The 25,198-nt window shown below is 61.9% G+C and carries 18 protein-coding genes, 2 tRNA genes and 1 pseudogene; 12 read left to right on the forward strand and 9 right to left on the reverse strand.

What is annotated here, in order from left to right; all coding sequences use genetic code 11:
- The first annotated feature begins 188 nt into the window (after window positions 1–188).
- Entirely contained in the window at window positions 189–1,490 is a 1,302-nt protein-coding gene (gene eno, locus DESPIG_RS08390) for a phosphopyruvate hydratase (protein WP_006007454.1), read from the forward strand.
- A gap of 194 nt (window positions 1,491–1,684) precedes the next feature.
- Here eno and DESPIG_RS08395 read toward each other — a convergent pair whose 3' ends face one another.
- Window positions 1,685–4,693 (reverse strand): EAL domain-containing protein, encoded by a 3,009-nt coding sequence (locus tag DESPIG_RS08395; RefSeq protein ID WP_006007456.1) that lies wholly within the window; start codon window positions 4,691–4,693, stop codon window positions 1,685–1,687.
- Between the two features lie 236 nt (window positions 4,694–4,929).
- On the opposite strand from DESPIG_RS08395, the gene folD reads away from it, so the two are divergent.
- Both folD and DESPIG_RS08405 read left to right on the forward strand, forming a co-directional pair.
- On the forward strand, window positions 4,930–5,784 hold the full coding sequence (gene folD, locus DESPIG_RS08400; protein ID WP_040369739.1) for a bifunctional methylenetetrahydrofolate dehydrogenase/methenyltetrahydrofolate cyclohydrolase FolD: 855 nt from the start codon (window positions 4,930–4,932) through the stop codon (window positions 5,782–5,784).
- Between the two features lie 337 nt (window positions 5,785–6,121).
- A complete protein-coding gene (locus DESPIG_RS08405; RefSeq protein WP_006007459.1) occupies window positions 6,122–6,865 on the forward strand; it encodes a DUF4952 domain-containing protein in 744 nt (247 codons plus the stop codon).
- Window positions 6,866–7,194: 329 nt separating this feature from the next.
- On the opposite strand, the gene DESPIG_RS08410 is transcribed toward DESPIG_RS08405, so the two are convergent.
- The 6 genes from DESPIG_RS08410 to DESPIG_RS08435 all read right to left on the reverse strand — a co-directional run bounded on the left by DESPIG_RS08410 (window position 7,195) and on the right by DESPIG_RS08435 (window position 14,398).
- Window positions 7,195–7,896 (reverse strand): YczE/YyaS/YitT family protein, encoded by a 702-nt coding sequence (locus tag DESPIG_RS08410; protein ID WP_246118343.1) that lies wholly within the window; start codon window positions 7,894–7,896, stop codon window positions 7,195–7,197.
- 352 nt (window positions 7,897–8,248) lie between these two features.
- Window positions 8,249–9,361, reverse strand: a complete 1,113-nt coding sequence (locus tag DESPIG_RS08415) for a 4-hydroxybutyrate dehydrogenase (protein WP_006007463.1) — start codon at window positions 9,359–9,361, stop codon at window positions 8,249–8,251.
- A 35-nt stretch (window positions 9,362–9,396) separates the two neighbouring features.
- Window positions 9,397–11,322 (reverse strand): oxidoreductase, encoded by a 1,926-nt coding sequence (locus tag DESPIG_RS08420; RefSeq protein ID WP_040369740.1) that lies wholly within the window; start codon window positions 11,320–11,322, stop codon window positions 9,397–9,399.
- Window positions 11,323–11,453: 131 nt separating this feature from the next.
- Window positions 11,454–12,137, reverse strand: coding sequence for an N-acyl homoserine lactonase family protein (locus DESPIG_RS08425; RefSeq protein ID WP_006007467.1), 684 nt, complete (start codon window positions 12,135–12,137; stop codon window positions 11,454–11,456).
- Between the two features lie 11 nt (window positions 12,138–12,148).
- Entirely contained in the window at window positions 12,149–12,994 is an 846-nt protein-coding gene (locus DESPIG_RS08430) for an amidohydrolase family protein (protein WP_006007469.1), read from the reverse strand.
- Between the two features lie 12 nt (window positions 12,995–13,006).
- Window positions 13,007–14,398 (reverse strand): SLC13 family permease, encoded by a 1,392-nt coding sequence (locus DESPIG_RS08435; protein WP_169304821.1) that lies wholly within the window; start codon window positions 14,396–14,398, stop codon window positions 13,007–13,009.
- A gap of 283 nt (window positions 14,399–14,681) precedes the next feature.
- Here DESPIG_RS08435 and DESPIG_RS08440 point away from each other — a divergent pair, with 283 nt between their 5' ends.
- A complete protein-coding gene (locus DESPIG_RS08440) occupies window positions 14,682–16,610 on the forward strand; it encodes a sigma-54 interaction domain-containing protein (protein WP_006007473.1) in 1,929 nt (642 codons plus the stop codon).
- Window positions 16,611–16,839: 229 nt separating this feature from the next.
- Here the strand turns inward: DESPIG_RS08440 and DESPIG_RS08445 are convergent, their stop codons facing one another.
- On the reverse strand, window positions 16,840–18,774 hold the full coding sequence (locus DESPIG_RS08445; RefSeq protein WP_006007475.1) for a KAP family P-loop NTPase fold protein: 1,935 nt from the start codon (window positions 18,772–18,774) through the stop codon (window positions 16,840–16,842).
- A 155-nt stretch (window positions 18,775–18,929) separates the two neighbouring features.
- Window positions 18,930–19,024, reverse strand: a tRNA-Ser gene (locus DESPIG_RS08450).
- Window positions 19,025–19,215: 191 nt separating this feature from the next.
- Between DESPIG_RS08450 and DESPIG_RS08455 the strand changes: the two genes are divergently transcribed.
- The 8 genes and pseudogenes from DESPIG_RS08455 to DESPIG_RS14100 all read left to right on the forward strand — a co-directional run.
- Window positions 19,216–20,940, forward strand: a complete 1,725-nt coding sequence (locus DESPIG_RS08455; RefSeq protein ID WP_006007487.1) for a glutamine--tRNA ligase/YqeY domain fusion protein — start codon at window positions 19,216–19,218, stop codon at window positions 20,938–20,940.
- Window positions 20,941–21,096: 156 nt separating this feature from the next.
- Window positions 21,097–21,172 (forward strand) — tRNA-Lys (locus DESPIG_RS08460).
- 180 nt (window positions 21,173–21,352) lie between these two features.
- Entirely contained in the window at window positions 21,353–22,555 is a 1,203-nt protein-coding gene (locus tag DESPIG_RS08465) for a tyrosine-type recombinase/integrase (protein WP_006007489.1), read from the forward strand.
- Window positions 22,556–22,613: 58 nt separating this feature from the next.
- Window positions 22,614–23,303, forward strand: coding sequence for a coiled-coil domain-containing protein (locus DESPIG_RS08470; protein WP_040369742.1), 690 nt, complete (start codon window positions 22,614–22,616; stop codon window positions 23,301–23,303).
- 99 nt (window positions 23,304–23,402) lie between these two features.
- Window positions 23,403–23,597 (forward strand): helix-turn-helix transcriptional regulator, encoded by a 195-nt coding sequence (locus tag DESPIG_RS08475; protein WP_006007491.1) that lies wholly within the window; start codon window positions 23,403–23,405, stop codon window positions 23,595–23,597.
- 3 nt (window positions 23,598–23,600) lie between these two features.
- Window positions 23,601–23,822 (forward strand): annotated as a pseudogene (locus DESPIG_RS14555) (hypothetical protein); the annotation flags it as partial.
- Window positions 23,823–24,128: 306 nt separating this feature from the next.
- Complete coding sequence (locus tag DESPIG_RS14400) at window positions 24,129–24,329, forward strand: hypothetical protein (RefSeq protein ID WP_040369743.1); 201 nt, start codon at window positions 24,129–24,131, stop codon at window positions 24,327–24,329.
- A 401-nt stretch (window positions 24,330–24,730) separates the two neighbouring features.
- A partial coding sequence (locus DESPIG_RS14100) for a hypothetical protein (RefSeq protein ID WP_040369745.1) occupies window positions 24,731–25,198 on the forward strand: 468 nt, incomplete at its 3' end.

Below are 25,198 nucleotides of genomic sequence, written 5' to 3' on the forward strand. Positions count from 1 at the left end.
GCCGCCCCGTGCGGCAGTGGGCCCGGGTCTGCCGTCGCGCGCAGGGCCCGGAGGCCCCCCTTTGGGAGAGATATTTTTGCGGCAGGGCTTCCCTGTCGCCGGACAATGGTCCCGCCACCGCCCGTGGGGCGCAGCGGAGAAAACGACTCTTTCGCGCGGCGGAAGAATCAACCTTCAAAGGAGCGATTATGAGCAGCAGCATTGCGTCTGTGTATGCCCGCGAGATTCTGGATTCGCGCGGCAATCCGACCGTGGAAGTGGAAGTTTCTCTGGAGTCCGGCCACAGCGGCCGCGCGGCCGTGCCTTCCGGCGCCTCCACCGGCAGCCGTGAAGCCCTGGAACTGCGTGACGGCGGCAAGCGTTACGGCGGCAAGGGCGTGACCAAGGCCGTGGAGAACGTCAACAGCGAGATCGCCGATGCCCTGCTGGGCCTGGACGCCCTGCAGCAGGTGCAGCTGGACAACACCCTCATCGACCTGGACGGCACCGACAACAAGAGCCGTCTGGGCGCCAACGCCATGCTGGGCGTGTCCATGGCTTGCGCCCGTGCCGCCAGCGAATACCTGGGCCTGCCCCTGTACAAATACCTGGGCGGCGTCAACGCCAAGGTGCTGCCCGCGCCCATGATGAACATCATCAACGGCGGCGCCCACGCCCCCAACAACCTGGACATCCAGGAATTCATGATCATGCCCCTGCGCGCCCAGAGCTTCCGTGATGCCCTGCGCATGGGGTCCGAGATCTTCCACGTGCTGAAAAAGCTGCTGGAAAAGGACGGCCACGTGACCAGCGTGGGCGACGAAGGCGGCTTTGCCCCCAACCTGAAGAACCACGACGAAGCCTTCAGCTACATCGTCAAGGCCATCGAGGAAGCCGGCTACATCCCCGGCAGCGAAGTGGCCCTGGCCATCGACGCCGCCGCTTCCGAATTCTATCAGGACGGCAAGTACGTGCTGAAGGGTGAGAACAAGACCTTCAACAATGCCGAAATGGCCCAGTGGCTGGCCGAGTTCACCAGCAAGTACCCCCTGATCTCCATCGAAGACGGCATGGCCGAAAGCGACTGGGACGGTTGGGGCATGCTGACCGCCAGCCTGGGCGAACGCACCCAGCTGGTGGGCGACGACGTGTTCGTGACCAACCCCTCCATCCTGGCCGAAGGCATCGCCGAAGGCGTGGCCAACTCCATCCTCATCAAGCTGAACCAGATCGGCACCGTGACCGAGACCCTGGACACCATCGAGATGGCCAAGGAAGCCGCCTACACCACGGTGGTCTCCCACCGTTCCGGCGAGACCGAGGACAGCTTCATCGCCGACCTGGCCGTGGGCGTCAATGCCGGCCAGATCAAGACCGGCTCCCTGTGCCGCTCCGAGCGCATGGCCAAGTACAACCAGCTGCTGCGCATCGAAGAGGAACTGGGCGACGGCGCCGAATTCTTCGGTCCCATGCTGGCGGAATACTACGCCCTGGACGAGAGCGAAGACTAATCCGGCAGACGCAGGCTCGTCCTGCCTCATCCGTATTCCTAAGGGGGCCGCAAGGCCCCCTTTTTCATGCGGCAGGGAGCCCTGCCAAGACAAAAGCGCCGTCTTCCCGGAAGGGAAGACGGCGCTTTGCATCTGGGGAGAGTATCGGGAGGCGCCCTTCCCCGCCGGGGAAAAGGGCCCCCCGGATCAGTGCGTTATTTTTGCTCCAGATCGTGGGCATCCACGTAGGCGTCGAAGGTCTCCATGTTCATGGGCGGGGAGAAGAGATAGCCCTGCCCGTACTTGCAGTGTGAGGCAAGGAGCTTTTGCAGCTGCTCTTCCGTCTCCACGCCCTCGCAGAGGATCTCGATGCCGAGGCGCCGGGCCATGTCCACGAGCGAGGAGATGATGATCCAGACGGAGCGCTGCTTGTCCTGCCCGGGAGCCAGGAAGGCCCGGTCCAGCTTGATGGTGTCGAAGCCGAAGGAATGCAGCATGGCCATGGAGGAATAGCCCTTGCCGAAATCGTCGAGGCTCAGGCCGATACCTGCCCGGCGCAGGGCATCCAGGGTGCGGATGAAGGCTTCTTCATCCAGCCAGGCCATGCTTTCCGTGACCTCCACATGCAGCAGGTGGGTGGGCACGTCGTGACGGGACGCGATGGTAAGGACGGTCTCGACATAGTTGTCGTGGAAGAACAGGGCCTTGGACTGGTTGATGCTGATGGGGGGCACCTTTTTGCCTTCGTCCAGGCGGCGACGTATCCAGGCGCAGACCGTATCCAGGACGAAAAGGTCCAGTTCGCGGATGAAGCCGTTCTGTTCGAACAGGGGGATGAACTCGTCGGGGTAGACCATCTTCCCGTCCGGGCCCTGCCAGCGGATGAGGGCCTCGGCCCCGTGCAGACGCCGGTCCGCAAGGCAGAGCTGGGGCTGCATGAAGACAGTGAATTCCCCGCGCTCCAGGGCATTGACCATACGGTTCTCGATGTCGTTGGCCTTGAGCTGGCGGGCCCCGATGAGCTCGTTATAGATCAGGAACTGCGACCGGTAGCCGCCGGAAGCGATGCTGGCTTCCGCCGTTTCGGCATAGAGCAGATAGCGGGAGACGAATCGCTCGGATTCGTTGACGTTTTTCCCTGTCCCCGGCGTGGGCTGAGGTTCGCTTTCTTCCATGTCGGCGCCGTTGCGGATGACGTAGACGCCGCAGGAGAAGCTCACCGGGCGCTGGTACAGCTTGCGGGCCATGTCCGCGACGCTGAACAGTTCTTCCATGCGCTGGGTGAAGCTCGTCTCGTCAGGGCATTTCCACAGCAGGAGATACTGTCCCGAGCCGCTGTAGGCGGCCAGTTCCCCCTGACGGCTGCGCAGGGCGAACTCGCGGTTGCAGAAGCGGATCAGGCTGTCCCCGGTGCGCAGGCCGCAGGCCCGGTTGATGAGCTTGAGTTTGCGGATGTTGACCGTGCACAGGTAATGGCAGCGTGGGTCCTTTTGCAGGATCTTGGCCGCATCCATAAGGAACCTTGCCCGGTTGGGGCCCTGCGTCACGGGGTCGGTGAGCGCTGCCGCGCGGAGCGCGGCCAGGCGCCGCCTGTTGTGGCGCAGGACGAGGAGCACGATCAGGACCAGCAGCAGGCCGAGGCCGCAGAGCGTCTCCACAAGGTTCCGGCGCAGGAAACGGTGGATGATGTCCATCAGGGAGTCCGGCGCGGCGGAGAGGAGCAGGGCATCGATGGTGGCCGTGGTGGTGGAGGTGATGACCTTGTCCAGCACGGAGGTCACGAAGGGCGAGGCATGGGGCGAGATGCCCAGTGCCATGGGATACATGGCCCGGGTGGGGAGCAGCAGACCGTCCTTGGGCGGGTCGTCCTGGAGGGCGGCGGCGGGATAGGGCCAGAGGTAGACGTCCAGCTCCCCTTTTTCAAAGGCTGTGCGGCAGGCGTCGATATTGGGGAAGATCTTGGGGATGTCCTCGGGATAGGCGCTCTGGTAGGCCAGCATCACGCTGCGCATCTCGCTGGTGAAGCCCACGGTGCAGGCCTGGCCGGGGATCTTTTTGTCATGGAGCCGTCCCACCACCGTGATGGGCGCGTTATAGAAGATCCTGCCCGAAAAGATGTTCTGGCTGCGCAGGAAAGAGAGCTTGGGATAGACATCGGGCATGATGTCCGCCGTACCGTCGGCCAGCGCCTTGAGACAGGCATCATAGGAGGGCTGGGGAAGGAACTCGAAGCGGATGCCGCTCTGGCGTTCCAGCATCTTCAGGAACGCATACAGGAAATTGCCCCCGTGCTTGGGGTCCATCATGTCCTGTCCGCGGCTGTAGGCCACGCGGATGACAGGCTTGGTGGCCAGCCAGCGGCTCTCGGAACGCGTGAAGACCACGGGCACGTCCGAGGAGATGTTGAGGTAGCTGTCGTACAGGCGGGCCAGATAGGTGGGGTGGTTCAGCAGGATCTGGCGCATGGCCTCGTTGAGCGGGTCCATGATCTCATTGTCGTCCTTGCGGGTGACGAAAAAGAAAGGATCCGTGGAGATGGTGGCCACCACCTTGGTACCCTTGCCCTGGAGGACGCCGTCCACATAGCCGTCGATGCGGCCGTCGGCCAGGGCCTGGGACATCTCATGGCTTTCCTCAAAGAACAGCGTTTTGAAGGTAAACCCGTTCTGGGCGGCAAAACGCTGCATCACGTCATATTGGAGGGAATCGGTGAAAAAGCCGATGCGCATGCCGTTGAAGGCTTCCAGATCCATATAATGCATGTCGCTTGTACTGGAGACATGCAGGCAGGTGTTCTCATACCCGGCGCGCAGTTTGGAAAAGCTGTAGAGGTGGGCGCGTTCCGGCGTGAAACTGATGCCGCAGGAAAGGTCGATGGTGCCGTCATTCAGCCGCTGGGCCAGCTCGTCGAAGCGGATCTTGACCCATTCGTATTCCCAGCCCGTATAGCGCGAGACGGCCGTGAGCAGGGCTATGGCATAGCCGGAAAGATGCTCGCCTTCCCCTTCAAAAACGCCGTGCTGGTCGAAGTAGCCCACGCGGATGATTCTGGACGCTTTATAGTTGGCAGCGATGTCTTCGGGAGAGAAAAAGTGGAAAGTCGTCCTGTTCAGGGGCAGGCCCGTGTCCACTTGGGCAGAGGCCTGCCCGGAGGAGGCGGAGAAAGCTCCCTGGGGAAAAGCCAGGAGCAGGCAAAGCAGGAAAAGCAGGAAAGTTCGGAGCATGGTACGTTCTCACATCATGCCACCGCATGGGGGGCCATGGCATCAACGGCAAAAACTCCCTGGAGCAGGAAGGGCCGTACAAAGGTCGAATGTACAACGCATCATGCACGGAGCGCAAGGCGCTCCGGTGGCATATGGTCGAGGGATGTCGCGGACTTGAGCTTGGCGCGCTCCCGGAGTATACTCCGCCCCTTCCACGCGCCGGCCCCGGCGCCAACGTCAGCCACGAGGTCGCCATGATCCTTATTGATGGAAAGCAGACTGCCCGCGATATCCGCGCGGAACTCAAGGCCCAGGTGGAGGCCGCCGTGTCGGCCGGCCGCCGCGCTCCCGGCCTGGCCGTGATCCTGGTGGGAGAAGATCCCGCATCGCAGGTCTATGTGCGCAACAAGGAACGTGCCTGCGCCGAGGCGGGCATCCTTTCCTTCCCTTACCGGCTGCCTGCCGATACCACGCAGGAGGCCCTGCTGGCCCTCATCGCCGAGCTCAACGGTCGTGACGACGTGGACGGCATCCTTTTGCAGCTGCCCCTGCCCAAACATCTTTCCGCCTCCGCCTGCCTGCTGGCCATCGACCCGGCCAAGGACGTGGACGGTTTCCATCCCGAGAACGTGGGGCGCCTTTCCCTCAATCTGCCCGGCATGGTCTCGTGCACGCCGGCGGGCGTCATCGAGCTGTTGCGCCGCTACAATCTGCCCACCCGCGGCAAGAAGGCCGTAGTGCTGGGCCGTTCGGACATCGTGGGCAAGCCCCTGGCCCTGCTGCTGGCCCGTCCCGGCGAGTTCGGCGACGCCACGGTGACCCTGTGCCATTCCCGTACGCCCGATCTGGCGGCGGAATGCCGCAGCGCGGATTTCCTCTTCCTTGCCATCGGCCGTCCGCGCATGATCACGGGCGACATGGTGCGTGAAGGCGCCGTGATCATCGACGTGGGCATCAACCGTACGGACGACGGCCTGTGCGGCGACGCGGACTTCGAATCCGTGAGCAAGAAGGCCGCGGCCATCACGCCCGTGCCCGGTGGCGTGGGCCCCATGACCATCGCCATGCTGCTGAAGAATACCGTCCAGGCCTGGGAAAGCCGTGCGTAACGGCCCTGCCGTGGCCTGAGCCCGATGTATGGGGAAGGAACGCGTCCTGCGTCCTTCCCTTTTTTTCGTCATGCCGGGGGCCGGAGGAAAGCTCGGCCCGGTGTTGCTGCGGCTTTGCGCCGGGAATGGGGACGGAGCTCCTGTGTCCCTGTGCTCCCGCTTGGCCCGGAAGGCTGGGGCGGGAACTCCGGCGGCAGGCTGGAAAGGCGCCGTCCCGCAGGCAAACCATGGCGGGAGAGGGCAGAGAGGCATGTGCGGTGCTGCCGGGCTCCGGTGAACAAAGAGCCGTGTCCCGGTAGACCGTGACGATGGCAAACAGGAAAGGAGGAGACGCATCATGCGCGTGATGATGGCCCTGGTGCTGGGGCTGTATCTGGTGCTGCCCGCCCGGGCGGCCGACAACGGGCCGGTCCTGCTCTTGCCGGGGGCGTCCGGCCCTGCGGCGGAGACGGTAGCGGGATACCGGTGCGCCGATTTTCTGGAAGAGGCGGGCCTCAAGCCGGAAGGACTGGAATATTTGTTCTGCCGTCCTGCCGCGGAGCCGCGCACGGGGCGCCGGACGCTCACGGCCCGGTATCGTGTGCCGGGGCCGCAGGCCGTTGCCGTGGAACGCGCCTTGCGGGAGCGCACCGGCATGGTTGCGCTGGAACGTCAGATGGGTATCTGGCAGCTGCCGGAAGGCGGGGAAGGACGGTTCGTCCTAAGGCAGACCGCAGGGGCGGACAGTACCGGCGTGGCGCTGCCGGCCCCGTTTTTATCGGTCGAAGGGCTGCGGGACGGCCTTTCCGCAGCTGATACCGCCGGGGACAAAGCGGGCGCGCGGCCGCCTGCCGGGATACCTTTCCCTGCGGCACAGGATGATGGGAGAAACATCGCAGAGGGGAGCCCGGCCGCTGTGCCGGGGACTTCCGCCGGGGAAGGGGGAGGTGCTACCCTTGCGGACAGCGCACCGGAGACGGAGCCGTCCTGTGCGGTGAACATGGGAGAAGTGCCGCAGCAGGGGACGTTCGCACCGCAGCGTAAGGATTGGGGGAAGATCGCCTGGTTCGCGGTGACGGTGCGTCTGGAGCTGCCCCGGTAACCACTGGTCCTGGATGACTGTTTGCAGGCGTAGGCCTTGGTGTTTCCGCCCTGCCTTGTGGAGCGCAGGGCTGCGGTCCGTGCAGGGACCGGGAGCTGAGGGTATCTGCGGCGTGGTTACGTGGGGGCTGACATACTGTGGGACCTCGGCGGGAAGCCTCTGTCGGGATATGCCCATAATGAAAACATTGCGGGAACAGAGGCCGGTAGCAGAAGACGCGAAGAATGCACGCAGGACAGGAAGCCATGGGCGCGGGTTGGAATTGCCGGAGAGTCTGCCCCATGGCGCGGACATCATGGGCAGAGCGCTGGAGGCATGCTCCCGGGGGCTTACTTTTCCCGGGGCGGCATCTCCGCCTTGATGTGGCGCAGGAGCTGGCGCTGTTCCGGGGACCAGAGCAGGGGCTTCAGTTTGCGTGTCCAGGGCGAGGACAGGCGGGCGAACATGCCCACCAGGACGGCCGAGAGCACGGTGCCTTCGCGCAGGCCCACGATGCTGCCCAGCACGGCAAGGCCGAGGAGGCAGGAGGCCAGGACCAGCGAGCAGTCGAACAGCACCTTGATGTTGCCGAAGTTCTTGCGGGAGCGTGCCGCGATGACGATGACCAGGCCTTCGCCGGGGATGACGGTGGCATTGCTCATGATCTCGAGGCTGATGCCCGCGCCCAGCACGGCACTGCCCACGATGCACATGAGGATCTGCCAGATGTAGACATCCGTGACCAGCGCGCCGGTGAGGTGCATCCAGAAGTCGATGAACACACTGAAGATGAGCACGGCCGGGATCTGCAGGAGTTCCGCGATGCCCAGCCGGCGCCGCAGCAGGATGCGCTGGAGCAGCAGGAAGAGCAGGTTGCAGGCGAAGGTCGTGGTGCCCAGGGTCAGGCCGAAGATGGCCGCCAGCGTATAGGGCAGGGTGGTGATGGGGGTGGTGCCCAGATGGGCCTGCGTGATCAGGGCGATGCCCAGGGCGTTGAAGAACAGCGAGACCGCAAGGCTCGTATAGCGTTTGACGACATCCGAAGTTTTCACGATGGCCCCCTTGCACGCGGCATGCCCGGGAAACACGAGCCGCCCTTCCCTGGGCGGCTGCCGGGAACTGTCTGCTGGTCTGTAGTATGACCACAGAGTAATCATCAGGGCCACATGCGCAAGACCATCCCGGATATCCAGAAAATCATGACTGTTATGGAAGCGCATCCCCTGCCCGCCGTTGGGCGGTGGGCAGGGGATGCGTTCGGGGCATGCCTCGTGTTTTTGAAAAGGCTGCCTAGAAAGGGGGGACGGCCTGTGGGGTGGGGGATCAGGCCGCCCCCCCACCGGAAGGAGGACGCCAGGCCGGGTGCGGATCAGGGACGAAAGGATCCCGGCCTGGAGATGGATGCTACAGCAGGGCCGTATAGATCCCGCTCATGTCGGCCACCGTCATTTCCTTGGGGCTGTGGGCCAGCAGGCGTTGCTGGGTCCGCAGCACGGCCTCGGCGAAGGGTCGGGCCTGGGAAGGCTCCATGCCGTAGGCGGACAGCCTCTTGAGCGGGAGGATCTTTTGCAGCAGGGCATCGAGTCTGTCCATGGCCCTGGAGGCGGGGCAGCCCAGTTCCCGGCCCAGAAGCTCCTGGAGGTCTGCCAGGCCCGGGACCTGCTGCTGTTCATAATGCCGCAACACACCGGCAAAGACCGCGTAGTTGGACTCCCCGTGCGGGATATGGAACGTGGAGCCCAGCGGATAGCTCATGGCATGCACGGTGGCGCATCCTGCCGTACCGAAGGCAAGCCCGGCATAGGTGCTCGCCAGCAGGAAGTCGCCGAGGAGGGGGCGCAGGCCGTCCTTGCCGTGCAAAGCCACTTCCGTATAGCCGGCCAGGATGAGCCGGATGGCTTCCGCGGAGAACATGCGGGTAAAGGGGCTTGCCGCGGTGGACAGGTAGGACTCCACGGCATGGACGAGGGCATCGAGTGAACTGGTGGCAAAGACGGGATAGGGCAGCTTTTCCAGCAGCTCGGGCACCAGGACGGCATGGCGTGCGTACAGGCTGTCGTGGACGAGCCCGACCTTGATCCCGAGGCAGGTGCGGTTGATGATGGAGATATTGGTGACCTCGCTGCCCGTGCCGCAGGTGGTGGGCAGGATGATGAGTTCTTTTTCCTGCTTCAGTTCCTTGCTGTCGAAAACGGCACTGGTATCACTGCCGGTTGGAGCCACCGCCAAGACTTTGGCCACGTCGATGACGGAGCCGCCGCCGATGGCGATGACACGGCGGAAATGGTGCCGGGAGGCCGCTGCCAGCAGTGCGTCCACCATGGTGTCGCTGGGTTCTCCCTGGCCGTAGTTTTCCAGGAAAAGCGCCTGGGCGCGGCAGGCGAGACCGTCGAAAAAAGGTTTGAAGATATACGCGTTGCTGAGGACGAGGTCATCCTCGCCGATGTCGAAGCCTGCCAGGAAGTCCTTGCAGGTGGGGAACATGTGGATGGTCGGTTTGCAGACGAACTGTTTCATGGCCGTTTCCGGCCCGGTGTTTCCCGGGCGATGGGTTAGATGGTTTCGGCTGTGGCCGTGGCCTGCCAGACGGCGTCACAGATGCGCGTCCCGCCGTGGCAGTCGCCGATGCCGTAGACAGGCATGTCCATGCCGCGCAGGGCTTCGGCAAGCGCCGTGCGGGGACGGTAGCCCGTGGCCAGTACGATGCAGGAACAGGGCAGGTGTTCCTCAGCATGTCCCGGCGTGCACAGGATGGCTTCCCCTTCCCCGATATGCGCGACCCGGCAGGAGGTCAGGGCCCGGATGCCGTATTCCTTCAGGTGCAGGAGCATGACGGCCCGGGAGCGGGGCTCGATATCCATGCAAAGATCTTCGCGCATCTCCGCCACCAGGGGATGGCAGCCGTTTTTGGCAAGGAAGAGCGCCGTCTCGCAGCCGACCAGCCCGCCGCCGATGATGAGGACATCCTGCCCGGGGGCAGGGCCCTGTTGTTGCAGCACCTGTTCTGCCAGAAGGAATCGTTCCGGCGCAAGCCCGGGGATGGGCGGGATGACGGGTTCGGCGCCGACGGCCAGCAGCACGACGTCCGGCGCCAGTTCGGCTATCAGCGAGGGCGTGGCCTTGGTGGAACAGCGTAGGTCGGCGCCCAGATCCCGGGCCTGACGTTCCAGCCAGGCGGCGTAGCCCGCCAGCTCTTCCTTGAACGGGGGCCGGGCTGCGAGGGGGATCTTGCCGCCGCAGGCGGCCTCTTTTTCCAGGACCGTGACACGGTGGCCCCGCCGGAGTGCCGTACAGGCGGCCACGAGACCGGCCGGACCGGCGCCGACGATGAGGACATGCCGCGGGATGGCGGCCCGGCGCGACAGGGGGCGGTATTCATTGCCCACACGCGGATTGACGGCGCAGCAGATGTCGAGCCCGCGGGACAGGCGGCCGATGCAGCCTTCGTTGCAACCTATGCAGGGTCGGATGTCTTCTTCCCTGCCCTGCAATGTCTTGAGCGGCAGTTCGGGGTCGGCCAGCAGGGCGCGCCCCATGACCACGAAATCGACCTTCCCGGCCGTGATGAAGCTGTCGGCCAGGGACGCGGACGTGATCCTGCCGATGCCGATGACGGGCCTGGAGGCCTGGATGGCCTGCCGTACGGCCGCCGCCTTTTCGATATGCGTGCCCCGGGGCAGGGCCAGGGGCGGCGTCACCCACATGCCGCCTTCCCGCATGCCGGCCGTCACGTCGAAGGCGTCGATGTCCTCCCGGGCCAGGATGCGTGCTGCGGCCACGCCGTCTTCCAGGGTCAGGCCTCCGCTGACGGGTTCCGCCACACCGAGGCGCAGGATGATGGGGAAGTCCGGTCCGACAGCCGCCCTGACCGCCCGGATGGCCTCCACGGTGAAGCGGACGCGATTCTCCAGGCTGCCCCCGTAACCGTCCTGCCGGGCATTGGTGAACGGGGAAAGGAACTGCTGGGGCAAATAGCCGTTGCCTGCATGCAGCTCCACGGCATCGAAGCCCGCCTTTTGGGCCCGCAAGGCCGCGCCGGCATAGTCACGAAGGACCCTGTCGATATCTTCCTGCCGCATGGCGCTGGTCTCGTCATTGCCGAAACGGGTCACCGAGGGCGAGATGAGCGGCAGACCGGTCACGGCCCGGGAGGTCTGCCTGCCGGCATGGCACAATTGCACGGCGATGCGGGCCCCCGCCGCGTGGACGGATTCCACCAGGCGCCGGAGGCCGGGCAGCAGGCCATCGTCATCGATACCGAGCTGATGCGGGAAGCTCTTGCCGTCGGGACTGATGTAGGTGGCTTCCGTGATCAGGAGACCGGCACCGCCTTTGGCCCGTTCCTGGTGGTAGGCCACCAGCCTGTCGGTCACTTCGCCCCGGGTGGAACAATAGTTCGTCACCATGGCGGGGAAGACGATGCGGTTGCGCAGTTCCAGCCGTCCCATACGGGCCGGGAGCAATGTCGTATATGTCATGTTCTTTCCTTGGCTGTATGGCCGGTCATGCCCCGGATGTCAGATGATGCGGAAGGCGCCGGGAGCCACCTGGGGATAGCGCTCCGTGATGGCCGGGTCGTGTCCGGGCAGGATGTCGTCCATGGACCGGGTCATCCGGCTGACGGTCTCAAGGGCCTGGAGGGCCTCGGTGACGTCATAGTGGAGCCGCAGGGGGTCATCTCGCTGATGTTCCGGTAACGCGGGACGACATCGCTGCAGATGACCTTCGTCCCGCCTGCCGTCTCCACGGCCACGTACATCAGGCCGGGCGTATGGCCGCCCGTCCTCAGGCAGGTGATGCCTTCGCAGATCTCCTCGCGCTCATCCTGGATCAGGTGGACCCGTCCGGAAAAGTGCAGGTGGAGCAGATGTTCGATGGCCTTGAAGTTGTAGTGCTGCGCATAGGTCGTAAAACGCATCAGGGGGCCGGTCACATATTCCAGTTCCTTCTGGTGCACATGATAGCGGGCATTGGGATAGAACTCGTCGCCCGCGTAGTGGTCCCAGTGCAGGTGCGACAGGATGACGTGGCGCACGTCCTCGGGGCGGACACCGATACGGTCGAGCAGCTCAAGGGGACCTTCCTTGACCTGATAAGGGATCTTCATCTCGTCAAGGCATCGCTGGGTGAACGACTGGTCGACCAGGATGGGGCCTTCCTTCTCGTCCATGATGCACCAGAAGAAGAACTGGGTGCACAGGGATTCCTTGATGTCGGGACGCATGTAGAAATGGTTGGTGATGACGACGGGCTTCTGGCCGGCGGTGAGGGCATAGATGGTGCGGGATGACATGGCAAGGCTCCTTAGGCGTTTTGCAGGACGTGGCCGATGAGGTGCAGGGCATTCTTATGGAGCATGTTGTCCCGGGCTTCGTCCGAGAGCCCGAGGCGGCCGATCTGCTCCAGGGCCTTGTCCACATCCACGAAAGGATTGGCACTGGAAAAGACGAAGCGGTCAGCAAGACAGTCATTGGCGGCTTTGACATAAAGCTCGCCCCCCGGCTTGTTGATGGACGAAGAAAAATCCAGGTAGACGTTGCGGTGGCGCAGGCAGACGGCGATGGTCTCGCCGGCCCAGGGATAGCCGCCGTGGCTGACCAGGATGCGCAGGCCGGGAAAGTCGGTGGCGACCTTGTCCAGGGCCGCGGGCGAAGTGGGGCTCAGCAGGACGCCGGGCATGTGGGGCGACAGGCCCGCGGTGACGAGGAGCGGCAGGTCATGGTCGCAGCACAGGGCGTACAGCGGATAGTAGCGGGCATCGTCCAGGGCGCAGTGGGCCATGGCCGGTTCGATGGATGCCCCCAGGCTGCGCCCTTCGGCAAAGGCTTGCCGCATGGCCTTGTAGGCCTGCATCCCCTTGTGCGGATCATAGCCGTAGATGCCGATGAAAAGATCGGGGAAGGCCGCCACGCAGGCATCCACAAGACCGTTGGAGGAAGGGGAGGCATAGGTGCTTTCGATATCCCTGCCCGAAACGAGGGCCTTGCCGATGCCGAGCGAGCCCAGCTGGGCGGCACAGGCGGCAAGGGACTGGGTGGGCTTCCGGTCGAAGTCCGTGAGTTTGACGTACTCCGCGTAGACCGGGTTGCGGGTAAAGGTCGCCATCCATTCGGGCGTATTGGGTCTGTATCTGCAATCGATGATGTTCATGACTGTTTCTCTTTACTTGAGGAAACCGATCAGCTTCCAGTAGGGCACGAGGATCAGGGGGATGAAGAACGCGAAGGCCACCATGCGGATGGCGAAAGCGCCCATTATGTGGCGCAGGGTTACGGCGCCGCTCATGAAGGTGTACAGCAGGTAGCCGATCTCATAGGGGAAGAGCAGCTGATCCAGACCGTACAGCAGGGCGTAGACCAGGGTGTAGGGATCCATGCCCAGGCTGACGGCCAGCTGGGCCAGCGGGCTGCCCAGGGCACCGACGGCCGCCATGGGGGTCATCAGGAAGTTCACGATCACGCCCAGCACATAGGAGAAGCTGATGGCCATGACCGCGCCGCGTCCTTCGAACAGGGAGGACATGTGGGCCGAGATCCACTTGGGGATGTTCAGGTCCTGCGCCACGGCGCCGATGGACATGCAGGCCGCAAGGAAGATGAGGAACGAAAGGTTGACCTTGCGCAGATCCTGCTCGGTGGCCAGGTTCATGCCGGGCATGAAGCAGGCCATGCCGACCAGGGCAAAGACGAACGCGCCGGGAAGATGGTGCCACTGTTCGGTCACGAAGGCGATGAAGCCGATGGACAGCACCAGGAAGATCTTGATCTCTTCAGCGGAGATGGGGCCCATCTCCTTCAGGCGTTCCTCAAGGACGGTCTTGAGGGAATCTTCGTTCTGGAGCCGCTCCTTGCCGCGGATGATGAAGACCATCATGATGGAACAGGCCATGTAGAAGATGGAGAAGGGCGCCATCTGGATGATGAAGTCGACATACTCCACAGGCACGCCGGTGGTGTTGGTGACGACCTGAAGGGCGAGGAGGTTCATCTCCGTGCCGGTGATGCAGAACAGGCCGGGGGCGATGGCCGCCAGATAGCCGCCCATGATCAGGGCAGAGGACATGCGGGAGCGGGTGTCCACATTGAGGGCCTGGATCAGGCCCTGGGCGATGGCGACGAAGATGACCGTGCGGGCCAGGCCGGAGGGGACGAGCAGGGTCAGGATGATGCCGGCCCCCATGAGGCCTATCATGGTCTTGGTGAAGGAGGAGCCCATCAGGATCATGCTGTGCAGGGCGATGCGCTTGCCAAGGCCCGTACGGTTGAGCACCTGGGCGATGATGAGGGCGGAGAAGCACATCCAGGGCAGGAAGGTGCACCAGCTGGAGAAGGCAACGGCCGGCTTGGTGACGAAAAGCGCATACAGGAACGTCAGGATGGCCGCGACGATCGCAGAGGGCAGGATCTCCACGGCCCAGGCGATGACGGCCCACAGGGTGATCGCCAGGAAAAGCGGCGTCTTCGGGCTGGCTATCTCCATTTCCGGGACGGTAAAGAATACGATCAGGGGCAAGCCCAGGCTGAGAGCCCACTTCCACCAGTTACCTTGGACCATGATGACCTCCATGATAATATACCGATAAGATTGGTTTTATTTTTTCTTTCGGCACTACGCTCTTTTTTTCACTAACATCAATAAGCGTGCCATTTTGAAAAAGTAATTAAAATCAATATGTTAATAAATTAAAAATAACAAAATGAACGTAATGTTGCAGATATCCTTAGACAATATATTGAAATTATTCTAGATTATTTTTGAAACATTTAGAACGTAATGTCCATCCTGCCGGATGGGCAGGGCGGGAGCCAATAACGGGCCTTTCACAAAAGGAGCCTCCATGCACCCCGGTTTTTGTGAGTCCATCATCCACGTGGGTGAACAACCTGCGGATTTTTGTGTCGTCACCCCGTTCAAGACTCTGGCCAAGTATGCCGAGGAGACGGCCCACCAGCTCAACATGCGGACCTGCATCGCCGTATCGAAGTTCGATAATGACGTGGAGGTCGCCCTGCACATCCTCAATACGGAAAAGATCAAGCTGCTGGCCACACGCGGGCATGCGCTCCACATCCTCAGGAACTCCACCTCCATCCCCATCCTTTCCATAGAATACTCGGCCGAGAATTTTTTCGAGACCCTCCTGCCCTTCCAGAACAGCAACATGCGCGTGGGCCATCTCTGTTTTCCCGGCCAGGGGCTCAAATTCATGCGGATAGCGCAGCTGCTCGGTCTGCGGGGCTACAGGCTGGAAGTCGAGAACAGGAACAATCTTGAAGCGGCCCTGAAAAAGGTCAGGGAGGAAAACATATCTCTTCTTGTGGGGGGATTTGGCCTGATAAGCAAAGCCAGGGAGGAAGGTTTCCACGCCATCCCCCTGCTTTCAGAAAATCAGGAAGCCGTCTACAAGGTGTTTCTGGAGGCAAAGCACATCATAGAGATGGATGCTCTGAATATACAGAGACGAGATTTCATCAACACTGTTTTGAATATCAATCCGAATATCATCATAGTCGTAGATAAAAACTACACGATTCGCTACGCGAATGATAAAGCCCAGGGGGTGTTTGGCGTCATATCGGAGCAGATCATCGGCATGGATCTGGGCAGGATATTCCCCAGGACGGATTTCGCGCGCATCATGGGAGAAAGGAAAGGTGCCTCGGACTCCTTTATTCTGAAAGACATGATAAAGCGTGAGTTCCTCTTCACCATCGTCGATATCAAGCTCAAGGGAAATTTTGACGGCTATGTCCTGAGCCTGAACAATACGGTCGATATCCAGAAAAATGAGCGGCAGGTACGGCAAAATATCTATCAGAAAGGGAAACGCCGTTACTTCATGTTCAACGACATCATCGGCGACAGTGCCGTCATCACTCAGGCAAAGCTCATGGGGCAGCGTTTTGCGGACAGCGACGGGCCTGTACTGCTGATCGGCGATACGGGCACGGGCAAGGAGATGTTCGCCCAGGCCATCCATGCGCACAGCCGGCGGCAGGAGGCGGCTTTTGTTTCCGTCAACTGTGCGGCCGTGCCCGAGAGCCTGCTGGAAAGCGAACTTTTTGGTTATGAAGAGGGGGCCTTCACCGGCGCCAGGCGCGGGGGCAAGACGGGGCTGGTGGAGCTGGCCCACGGCGGGACCCTGTTCCTTGACGAGATAGGGGAGATGCCCTTGCGCTTGCAGGCCCGCCTGTTGCGGGTCCTGCAGGACAAAGTCGTGACCCGCCTGGGGAGCACCCGCTTCGTGCAGGTGAATGTCCGCATCATCTGTGCGACGAACAGGAACCTTTTTGCCATGGCCAGGCAGGGGCAGTTCCGGCAGGACCTGTTCTACAGGATCAATACCCTGCTGCTCAAGATCCCGTCGCTCGCAGCCCGCAAGGAAGACATCGGCCCCATCGTCCTTGCCTATCTGCGCAGGCTGCGCGGGGAAGGCCACAGAAAATTCTCGATCTCGGGCGAGGCTATCGAGAAGCTGGAACAGCATGACTGGCCCGGCAATGTCCGGGAGCTGCTCCATGTGGTGGACAGGGCCATCGTCCTGGCTCGGCAGCTTGTGATTCAGGCCTCCGACATCCTTTTCGATGCGGATATCCTGGATGAGGAAGACCCGGAAGCCTTTCCCGCCAGCAGGGGAGAGACGGCGTCGTGCGCCCGCCTGGAAGCGGTGCTGCAAAAATACAGATACAACAAGACCCAGGCGGCAGAGGCCCTGGGCATCTCACGAACGACCTTGTGGCGCCGGATGAAGGAATGCGGGCTGTAGGGCTGGCCGGGGCATCCGGCAAGGCGGAGAAAAACGACGGCCCCGCCCGGATGGACCGGGCAGGGCCTGGATTCAGATATCTATGCGGGGCTCACCCTTGCCGCAGCTGTGGAGACAAGGGGCTGTCCCTTACCGCGATACTTCACAGGATCTCCCTTTTCGAACGTCCGTGCTGCCGAAAGAGGGCAGCAGGACTGGGGCAATGCCTGCGGACAGTATGCCGCGTGCGCTACCCCTTGGCGGACAGTTCTTTTTCAGCCTTGCAAACGGTCTCGTACAACTTCACGGTATCGTCGACGTAATCCGCGGCAGAGAGGGTACGGAAACTGTTGGCAGGAACATCACCGTAGCAGCGTCCGAACCAGAACTGGGAGCGTCCATGATAGTCATATGCATCCACGCCGTCGGTATATTTTTCCAGTATAGGGGTCGCGTTGGCGCGAGGGATATTTTTCTTGTTGCCGAAGATGGAAATACTGATCTCTGTTTTTTCCTTCTCCCACTCTATGCACAGCGCCCGCCCCGCACCCATGGCAGCATCATAGCATCTGCCGCCTGAGACACGCTTCGCGTATTCGTTCGTGGGGTTGCCCAGGGTCCCCTTCGGCAGGGCCTTGGCGAATTTCTCATGGAGCTGTCGGCAAAAGTAGGTGAAGCTGTCCGTTTTGACGCTGCTGTCATCGATCTCCTGGATGGACGTCTCCGTATCGATGGAGACGACGCGGATGCTGTCCAGGATGTCGGCCATCAGGGTCAGGCCTTCTTCCGAAAGTTCGCTCTGGTCCTTTTTGCCGTTGAGGGCCACGAGCAGGTTGTTCAGCAGCTGGGAAATGTTCTTGGCCTGCGCCTTGAGCCAGTCGGACTGGGCACAAAGGCAGTACAGGGCTTTTTCCCATTCGTCATTGAAAAGGTCGCTCTTTTCCAGCACGGCCAGTTCATTAGTGTATTTGGTGCTCTCCAGCTTCCAGACCTTGTCGAGCTCGGTACGCTTCCATTGGGTGAAGGCGCTCCTCTCCATGATCCGCCGGCAGATCTCGGGGAAGTTGATATGGAGGGCCACGATGATGAAGCGGGCTTCCAGATCGTCCATGGCCGCTTTGGGCGAGCTGTCGGTGTCCTCCCGGGATGCCTTGGCGATATAGTTCAGCAGGGACAGGGTGTTCACGATGCGCTTGATGCTGCGGGGGATGCCGCCCGTGGCCAGCGTGGCATCCTCGGCGAGGCGTTTCAGCAGGTCGCCGTCTTCCCCGGCAGGCAGCCCCAGCTGTTCCAGGGCCGGTTGCAGCATGTCAGCGATGTGTGTGGCATAGGCCCCGATGGGCATGGTGAAGGGGATCTGGATGATCTTGTCGAAATACTGGCGGAACTCGCGTTCGTTTTCCCGTGATTTGGGGCCGAATTTTCCTTCCAGTCCTTTCACCACGACTTCGTAGTCGATGGCCAGGATGAAAACGCAATTGGGGATGTCGAAAATGTTCTTGGTGATGTCCAGGATCTCCACCGCCGTGGCCGGCGGTACGCGGTCCAGGTCGTCGATGAAGAACACGATCTTGCCCGGCGTGCCGCCCTGCGTGATCCTGGCCACCTGTTCGCGGAGCGACTCCCGCAATTCGTGCACATGCTGGGCTATGGGCTTCTGCTCCGGCTGTTCCTCCCGCTTGTCCTCGAAGGTGCCGCTCACGGCTTCACCGGCGCCGGCGGCATTGGCGACGGCCTGCACGGCGATACGAGCGGAGAGGCGCAGGCAGAATTTCAGCGCTCCCAGGGCCGCATTGATGGCCTGGCTGTTCTTGTTGACGCGATCGCGGACGTCCCGGCCCATCCATGTGGCCTGGATGACGCTCTGCTCGATGCCGTCGGCCAGTCCGCCCAGAAGGCTCAGGGCCACGTCCATCTTGCTGTTGGCATCCTGGAACAGGGAATGCTCCCAGGCATTGACGCATACGCAGAGGCTCGTGTGCACTTCATCCTTGTCGAGCAGTTCCTGCAACATGCTGATGAGGCTCGTTTTACCGCTCCCCCAGCCGCCCTGGATACCGATGGTGACAGGTGTGTCCGCATGCTGGATGAAGAGGCTCAGGGCCCGGGCATAATCCTGGGCCTGGAGGCTGTCGCCATCCTTTGTGGAAACAGGCTTGTCTGTGATGCAGCTTTTGCTTGTCATGACATGTCCCCTGCGTGTGGTGAGGTGGGAAGAAGAGTGTCCAGGATGGCGGAAAAAGCCGTTTTCCCGGCACAGGATCCCTCTTTACGCTGGGGAACAGGATACGAAAAAAAAGCCGGTACGTCATTGCTGACATACCGGCTTTGCTGCCTTAGTGGCGGAGAGGGAGGGATTTGAACCCTCGATACAGGTTTAAGCCCGTATACTCGCTTAGCAGGCGAGCTCCTTCGGCCGACTCGGACACCTCTCCGCTCAGGGAAGACTTCGTCATTCCCGCGTGAGGCTGTACATTAGTCGGGAAGGGGCCGAGTGTCAAGGGAAAATCCGGCAAAGGCACAAAAAAATCTTCGCCTTTGCCGGGAAGGCCCGGCGGGCGACGTTGACCCTCGTACCGGCTTGGCGTATCCTGCTGCGTTCAATATCTTACGGAGGAACAACGCCATGAGCGAAAACAAGGCCGAGACCGTGGCCGCTGCCGCGGAAAGCAACGACAATCCCAAAGCCGGTGTGGACTTCATCCGCGCCCGCATCATGGACGACAACGCGTCGGGTCGTTTCGGGGGTCAGGTGCACACGCGCTTTCCTCCGGAACCCAACGGCTACCTGCATCTGGGCCATGCCAAGTCCATCTGCCTGAACTTCGGCGTGGCGCGCGAGTTCGGCGGCATGTGCAACCTGCGCTTCGACGACACCAACCCCGTCAAGGAAGACACCGAATACGTGGATTCCATCCGCGAGGACGTGAAGTGGCTGGGCGGTGAATGGGACGACCGCGAATTCTACGCGTCCAACTATTTCGACAAGCTCTACGAATACGCCGAGCAGCTCATCCTCAAGGGCAAGGCCTATGTGGACGACCTGAGCGCCGACGAGATCCGCGAGTACCGCGGCACCCTGACCCGTCCCGGCAAGGAGAGCCCCTGCCGCAACCGCAGCGTGGAAGAGAACCTGGACCTGTTCCGCCGCATGCGCGCCGGGGAATTTGCCGACGGCGAGCATGTGCTGCGCGCCAAGATCGACATGGCCTCGCCCAACCTGGTCATGCGCGACCCCACCCTGTACCGCATCCGCCATGCCGAACATCACCGCACGGGCAACAAGTGGTGCATCTATCCCATGTACGACTTCACCCACTGCCTGTCCGACTCGCTGGAAGGCATCACCCACTCCATCTGCACGCTGGAGTTCGAGAACAACCGCGAGCTCTATGACTGGGTGCTGGACGCCCTGGAAGTGTACCATCCCCAGCAGATCGAGTTCGCGCGCCTCAACCTCACCCACACGGTGCTGTCCAAGCGCAAGCTCATCCAGCTGGTGAAAGAAGGCTACGTCAAGGGCTGGGACGACCCGCGCATGCCTACCCTGAGCGGCCTGCGCCGTCGCGGCGTGCCGCCGGAGGCCCTGCGCGAATTCTGCAGCCGCATCGGCATCGCCCGCTCCGACTCCATGGTGGATTACGCGGTGCTGGAGTTCTGCATCCGCGAATACCTCAACGCCCACACCCCGCGCGCCATGGCCGTGCTGGATCCCGTGAAGGTGGTCATCGAGAACTATCCCGAAGACCAGGTGGAAGAGTTCGAGATGCCCTGGCATCCCGAAGATGCCGCCTACGGCAGCCGCACCGTGCCCTTCTCGCGTGAACTGTGGATCGAGCGCGACGACTTCCGCCAGGATCCGCCCAAGAAGTACCACCGCCTGGCGCCCGGCGCGGAAGTGCGCCTGCGTTACGCCTATTTCATCACCTGCCGCGAAGCCGTGTACGACGATGCCGGCAATCTGGTGGAACTGCGCTGCACCTACGATCCCGAGAGCCGCGGCGGCCAGAGCCCCGACGGCCGCAAGGTCAAGGGCACCATCCACTGGGTCTCCGCCCGCCATGCCGTGCCCGCCACCGTGCGCCTGTACGAACACCTGTTCTCGGCCGAGAACCCCAACGCCATGCCCGAAGGCCAGACCTTCCTGGATGCCATCAATCCCGATTCCCTGCGCGAAGTGACCGCCATGCTGGAACCGGCCCTGGCCGCCAAGGAAGTGGGCGCCAAGGTGCAGTTCGAGCGCGTGGGCTACTTCTGCAAGGACAAGGACAGCACCGACGAGCGTCCGGTCTTCAACCGTACTGTGGGCCTGCGCGACTCCTGGGCCAAGCAGGAAAAGAAGAACGCCTAGCCCGGCGGAAGTTTCAGGATGCCCGGCCGTGGCGGCGTCCCTGCATCCTGCGGGGGCACGGCCATGCCGTTGCGGCATGGAATGACCGGAAAAACGGATTTGTGGAAAATAATCCTTGACTTCATGTGGGGATTTGTATATCTGAAACGTCTCAACGGGTCGTTAACTCAGTAGGTAGAGTATCTGCCTTTTAAGCAGAGAGTCGCAGGTTCGAACCCCGCACGACCCACCAAATTAAAATCTCAGAAAGCCCCGCAAGGTATCGAAACCCTTGTGGGGCTTCACTTTTTTCCTTTTGTCCTCTCTCGCGTAGTCCCAGAAAGTCCCTGTACCTCTCGCCCATTTGTTGGTATTTTTGTTGGTATCTTGGAAAATACCAACACACCCGCCGAAAAAATACCAACAGATTGCCATGAAACTCACGGATGCCAAGCTTCGGAGCCTGAAGGCTACCGGCAAGACACAGAAGTTTTCCGATGAAGGGGGGCTGTACCTGCATCTTTCGCCCTCCGGGGGGAAACTCTGGCGCCTTGCCTATCGTTTTGGCGGCAAACAGAAAACGCTCGCCCTGGGGCAATATCCTGCGGTCAGCCTCGTGGAGGCCCGTAAACGGCGCGAGGAAGCGCGGGAGCTGCTGGCCCGGGGGATCGATCCCGGCGAAGCGAAAAAGGAACGCAAGGCCGCTGCGGCCGCTGAGGTACTGGCCCAGGCCATGACATACGAAGTGGTGGCGCGGGAATGGTTCGCCAGGCATGCCCCCGGCTGGACGGCGTCCAACAGGGACAGGATCCTTGCCCGGCAGGAGCGGGACGTCTTCCCCCTGCTGGGATCGCGCCCCATACGGGAGATCACCGCACCGGACGTGCTGGCCGTGGCCCGCCGTATCGAGGAGCGCGGCGCTGTGGACACCGCTCACAGGGCCATGCAGGATTGCAGCCGCATTTTCCTTTATGCCGTCGCCTCGGGCCGTGCGGACGTGGATCCTGTGGCCAGTCTCAGGGGGGCGCTGTCTCCCATCCGTTCGCAGAGCTATGCCAGCATCAGGGAGCCGCAAGCCATCGGGGCCCTATTGCGTGACATCGACGCCTACAAAGGGAACGTCATCGTGCGGGCGGCCCTGCGTCTGGCTCCCTATGTCTTCGTGCGGCCCGGAGAGCTGCGGAAAGCGGAGTGGGCAGAGATCGACCTGGACAGAGCGGAATGGCGCATCCCTGCCGAGAAGATGAAGATGCGCGTCATGCATATCGTGCCGCTGGCCAGACAGGTGGTGGAACAGCTCCGGGCGCTTGCGCTGTACTCTGGCGGAGGGCGCTACCTGTTCCCCGGCATGCGGAGCAGGACAGCGCCCATCAGCGACATGACCCTGCTGGGCGGACTGCGGCGCCTTGGCTACGGCAAGGATGAGATGACCGTCCACGGCTTCCGCAGCATGGCTTCCACCTTGCTCAATGAGCAGGGCTACAACCGGGACTGGATCGAACGGCAGCTTGCCCACGGTGAACGCAACAGCGTCCGGGCCGCCTACAATTATGCGGAATACCTGCCCGAGCGTCGCCGCATGATGCAGGAGTGGGCTGACTACCTGGACAGCCTGCGCGACGGGGAAGGGGCATAGACAGATTATGCTCCCTGCCCTACCGGATAGCTAACAAGAGAGCAGCAAGGGGAACAATATGCAGCTATCTCCTGAAGAATCCCGAAAAGCTATAGAACGAATCAGGAAATATGGAGGATTCCCCCCCGACAAATATTTTTTCTCGGCTGTCGAGCTGGAAGAATTTTATGGCCTTCCGATATTGAACCTATGGGAATGCATGTCAAAAACTGATGAGTGGAGTTTAAGAATTCCGCCAAATACAGACTGTAAAATAATATACAAGCGCCCATTCACCAAAGAGACAGGCGCTTACCTCATCCGCTGCAAAGATTTTGAAAGAAAGCTCATCAAAGACGTTGGGCTGCCGGCCTATGCAATTGAAACGCATATCAAGATTTGCCACCAGGGGAATTGCCCTGTAGCCGTTGAGACCCCGGAAGACAGTATTGCCAGTCTAGAAAGCCAACTTACTACCCTTAAGTCAGAACTGGAGCAGGCCCGGCAAGAGAAGGCGGCCTTGCAAGCAGAGCTGGAGAAGACCAGAGCGGAACTGGAGAAGGCCCGGCAGGCGGAAGGGGTCAATCCCAGGAGCAGAAATACCTACCTCAAGGTCATTGCCGCCCTTGCCAACAGGAACGGCAAGATAGATCTGCACGAGCGCGGGGCGGCGGTGACTATCAGCAGGGCAACGGAAAATTTCGGTTTTCCGGTTTCCGAGGATACCACAAGAAAAATCATCAAAGAAATCGAAGAACTGCAAAAATAAAAACCGAATTCGGGAATAATTCCCCCGAGATCGGTTTCCCCGGTCCGCATTTTCTTAGCCTCTTGGAAAGTTCCACGAACTCTCCAGGAGGTTTTTTTCATGCCGGAAGTTACCCGTTATCTCAGGGCAAAGGCTTTTGCCGAGGCGTTGGGCATCGGCACCTCGACTTTTTGGCGCTGGATCCGTGAAGGGCGATTGCCCCAGGGGACCCGCCTGTCTGCACGCTGCACGGTGTGGCCGGTGACGGCTCTGGAAGATTTTGTCCGCCAGCAGGGCGCAAGCAGGGAGGCCTAGGCCATGATCCAAAAGAAAAGCCCCCGATGCTTGGCGGCGGTGGGGGCAGATCAGAAAGGCGGCAAGGAGTTTCTTGCTTCCTCTGATCTTGCCACACCTGCCCGCCAAGCACAAGGCGAAAGCTGCGCCAATTGCCAGTTTTTCCGCCGCGTGGCCCTGCCTTCCGGCCGTGACCGCCTGCTGTGCATGATGACCGGTGAGAAGCTCCACTCCGTCGCCGGGTGGTGTGACCTGTTCGCTGCCGGCAAGTGGGAAGAACTGCGGCTCTTGACGTGCGCCCGCTGTCTGGGGCAGACTGAACTTCCCCAAACAGTCAGAGGCGTAACCGACGCCTTCCGCATGCCCCACATGCAGGAAAAGAGCGGTCTTTTTTGTTTCGTCAGCATTCCCGCTACAGGTGTATCCTGTGAGCGGCGCTCCATATTGACGGGACACCTCCAGTATCCGCGAGGACTGGCGGCCTCTGACTGGCCGGGGAGGGTGTCCCGTCTTTTTTTGCGCCTTCAAAACCCCAAACAAGTCAGGTGGTTCATGCATTCCATCCCCCTTTTCCGCCCCGCGTCCTGCGGTGGCCGTGCGTCCCTGTCCTTCCTTCTTCGCAAGCTGGCCCGTGCCGGTGAAACTGCCGCCCTTGTGGCCCTGCTGGGCACGTCGTTGTCCACGTCGGCCCGTGTGCGCTGGGCCATGCTCGGCCATGTCCTGACCGTGGTGGAGGTGCGCCATGCTGCGTAGTTCCCTTCTCCGGCATGAAATGAGCCGCCCCCTTGCCGGTGGCCGTCCCTTGACTTTTGCGGGCCTCTGTGGCCTTCTGGTGGCCCCTAAATCTGTGAGGCGTCACACGCGCCTTTCCTGCTCCCCAAGGGCGGGGAAAAGTCGTGTCGCATATTCTGCTGTCAAAGCTCCTGCCGGACGTACGCCCGGCGGGTGGCTTTCACATATTGGCAGGGTCGTAACGTCCGGGTGTCCGCAAGGCCCCGGCGGCTTCACAGAGCCGGGGAGCGTTACGCCCTGCCTTTTTTGTTTTTCACCGTCCCAAATCTGTGAGGCCTTCATGATTCCCACCATCCCCGCCGCCCTGCGGCACACCGTCGTGGCCCTGCCCTGCAACCTCATTCCTGCCGGGGAGGTGCGCCATGCGTAGTTCCCTCCCTGCCCTGATGACCGAAGACCAGTTGTCCGCCGTCAAGGCGGCCCTGACCGCCGCCGCTGCCGGCAATCCTTGCGGCGAAGAACAGGCGGCCCGCTACGAGATGCTTCTCGATGAACTGCTGGAGGAGTGGGGGGCCACCTCCCTGCGCCAGTTGCCCGCCGCCAGCTTCCGGCATGTGCTGAACTGGTGCGCCCAACAATCCTTGCCGGATGCACACGGCAAACTTGAGCGGCACGCGCAAGCCGCCCTGGATGATCTGAAAGCGGCGGCCCATGCCCTGCACGAATACCGGGAGGCCCTGCGCGGTGTGCGGGCCGTGGCCGGGGAGCTGTTGCCCCTGCTCATGGGACGCCTGTCCCTGCCGGGCAATGCGGGCGGTCTGCTGGTAGATGCTCTGGACGGTGAACTTGCCGCCCTGGATCGCGAGCTGGTGGCAACCAAAGACCGGGGA

The organism is Desulfovibrio piger ATCC 29098 (genome assembly GCF_000156375.1).
GTDB classification, from domain to species: Bacteria; Desulfobacterota; Desulfovibrionia; order Desulfovibrionales; family Desulfovibrionaceae; genus Desulfovibrio; species Desulfovibrio piger.

Coding starts and splice junctions, on each gene's coding strand:
- eno (WP_006007454.1), top strand. CDS start 189: ATGAGCAGCAGCATTGCGTCTGTGTATGCCCGCGAGATTCTGGATTCG.
- DESPIG_RS08395 (WP_006007456.1), bottom strand. CDS start 4,693: ATGCTCCGAACTTTCCTGCTTTTCCTGCTTTGCCTGCTCCTGGCTTTT.
- folD (WP_040369739.1), top strand. CDS start 4,930: ATGATCCTTATTGATGGAAAGCAGACTGCCCGCGATATCCGCGCGGAA.
- DESPIG_RS08405 (WP_006007459.1), top strand. CDS start 6,122: ATGCGCGTGATGATGGCCCTGGTGCTGGGGCTGTATCTGGTGCTGCCC.
- DESPIG_RS08415 (WP_006007463.1), bottom strand. CDS start 9,361: ATGAAACAGTTCGTCTGCAAACCGACCATCCACATGTTCCCCACCTGC.
- DESPIG_RS08420 (WP_040369740.1), bottom strand. CDS start 11,322: ATGACATATACGACATTGCTCCCGGCCCGTATGGGACGGCTGGAACTG.
- DESPIG_RS08425 (WP_006007467.1), bottom strand. CDS start 12,137: ATGTCATCCCGCACCATCTATGCCCTCACCGCCGGCCAGAAGCCCGTC.
- DESPIG_RS08430 (WP_006007469.1), bottom strand. CDS start 12,994: ATGAACATCATCGATTGCAGATACAGACCCAATACGCCCGAATGGATG.
- DESPIG_RS08435 (WP_169304821.1), bottom strand. CDS start 14,398: ATGGTCCAAGGTAACTGGTGGAAGTGGGCTCTCAGCCTGGGCTTGCCC.
- DESPIG_RS08440 (WP_006007473.1), top strand. CDS start 14,682: ATGCACCCCGGTTTTTGTGAGTCCATCATCCACGTGGGTGAACAACCT.
- DESPIG_RS08445 (WP_006007475.1), bottom strand. CDS start 18,774: ATGACAAGCAAAAGCTGCATCACAGACAAGCCTGTTTCCACAAAGGAT.
- DESPIG_RS08455 (WP_006007487.1), top strand. CDS start 19,216: ATGAGCGAAAACAAGGCCGAGACCGTGGCCGCTGCCGCGGAAAGCAAC.
- DESPIG_RS08465 (WP_006007489.1), top strand. CDS start 21,353: ATGAAACTCACGGATGCCAAGCTTCGGAGCCTGAAGGCTACCGGCAAG.
- DESPIG_RS08470 (WP_040369742.1), top strand. CDS start 22,614: ATGCAGCTATCTCCTGAAGAATCCCGAAAAGCTATAGAACGAATCAGG.
- DESPIG_RS08475 (WP_006007491.1), top strand. CDS start 23,403: ATGCCGGAAGTTACCCGTTATCTCAGGGCAAAGGCTTTTGCCGAGGCG.
- DESPIG_RS14400 (WP_040369743.1), top strand. CDS start 24,129: ATGCATTCCATCCCCCTTTTCCGCCCCGCGTCCTGCGGTGGCCGTGCG.